Here is a 1,625-nt window from a genome sequence, read left to right as displayed (position 1 = left end):
TTTCTAGAGTAATAAGATCAGTATGTCCAAGTTTTAGAGATTACTTACACGTATATTAAAGTTTTTGCACCAGAACCGAAATACGAATTAAATATTGAACTAAGTCATGATACTGACCTAATGCGATTTCATCCATATACCCTGCCTGTTTTGTTATGATACCATATGTGTTTACTAATTTATCATTCTTATCTACTCTTGTTGAAATTGTAAACCCATTCCAGTTAGCCATGTATAGCCCACCGTCACCACTATTATACGGTTTTTATTGGAGCCTGTAAGGGTAATCAATGTCCATATAGGCAAGTATTTAGGTGTATTTGGCATGCGCATTTTTACGAGTGTACCCCAACTTTAAGAATATTTTAGTCCTGATGAATGAAAGTTCATTTTGTTTCTGTTCTTAAGTTGATGGGCATGTATGGTGAGGCCTACTATGTAAATCAGACTCTAGCTAAATATTAATAAAAGTTCATAAAAAACGCCATCTTTTCTATATACCGAATATTAGCCTCTTATGGATTTGAACCTCTTCTCATTTATCCCCTAAACAATAGTGTTTTTATGTTAACTTCGAAATGTTTATATTAGAAAATTAGTTTATAAAAGTTGATAAAAAGACACCTTCAATATTTGAAGGTGCTTTTTAATTCACTGCAATAATACAATAAAATGCAATAAGTTACTATTATTTTAATACCTTTCTAAATTTACGACCAAAAGAAAGAACAATACCTGCAAGAACCATCAATACACCCATTGCTGCACTGTTATTTGTACTTGCACCCGTTTTTGGAAGCTCTTTATATGTAACTTCTTTTTTATCAGAAGTACTATTGTTTAAGATAGAACTGTTACCAGTATCAGAAGCATTGCTGTTGTTAGTGTTGTTATTGTCATTATCAGGGCCATTACCGTTGTTAGTGTCTTTATCTTTCACAACCACTTTTTGTATTGTAGTTACCTCATTACCTGCGGAATCTTTGACACTATATATTACTTCATAAGTACCGGCTTTAGATGTATCTACTTTACCATCAACTGTTACTTTAGAAGTAAGGTCACCGTCTTCTTTATCAGTAGCTGATACTCCTGCCATTGGGTCGAATGAATCTCCTACATTAATTGTTGCTCCAACAGGCACTGTTAATTTAGGTTCCATACCTGGAGTTTCTCCATTTTCCTCTACAATTACAGTCTGTGTAGCCGTTGCATTAACCCCTTGGGAATCGACAACCGAATACTCCACAATGTATTTACCTGGTTTAGAAGTATCTACATTGCCTTTATGTTTTACTCTATTTGTTAAATCACCATCTTCTTTATCAACAGCTTTTACACCTCTCATCGGGTCGAACGTATCACCTACATGTAGTGTAGTTGTAAACGGTACAGTTAACTCCAGCGCTTGGTTTTCCGCAGTTTTTTTCACTGTTACCTTAGTTTTTGCTGCATCAAAAGCTTTTTGGACTGCTTGAGCTTCCGTTGATTTCGCGCCATATTCATTTGTTGCAACTCGAAGGCATGCTGATCTCAATTCAGAGAAATCAGAAGTCATGTTTAATTCATCAGTGTTTGCATAATGGAAAATATCAAACATTTTATCCTCGCCAATACCTTTTACA

The 1,625-nt window shown here is 34.7% G+C and carries 2 protein-coding genes; both read right to left on the bottom strand.

Annotated elements, in window-relative coordinates; genetic code table 11:
- Positions 1–55 precede the first annotated feature (55 nt).
- Positions 56–232, bottom strand: coding sequence for a hypothetical protein (locus JDS96_RS30345; RefSeq protein WP_199669078.1), 177 nt, complete (start codon positions 230–232; stop codon positions 56–58).
- 456 nt (positions 233–688) lie between these two features.
- Positions 689–1,625: immunoglobulin-like domain-containing protein (locus JDS96_RS30340; RefSeq protein ID WP_199669077.1), on the bottom strand; the 937-nt coding region annotated here is incomplete at its 5' end.

Source organism: Bacillus cereus group sp. N21 (assembly GCF_016483395.1).
Taxonomy (GTDB): domain Bacteria; phylum Bacillota; class Bacilli; order Bacillales; family Bacillaceae_G; genus Bacillus_A; species Bacillus_A pseudomycoides.
The sequence above is the reverse complement of the archived record's forward strand: the minus strand, read 5'-3'. Positions and strand labels throughout refer to the sequence as shown.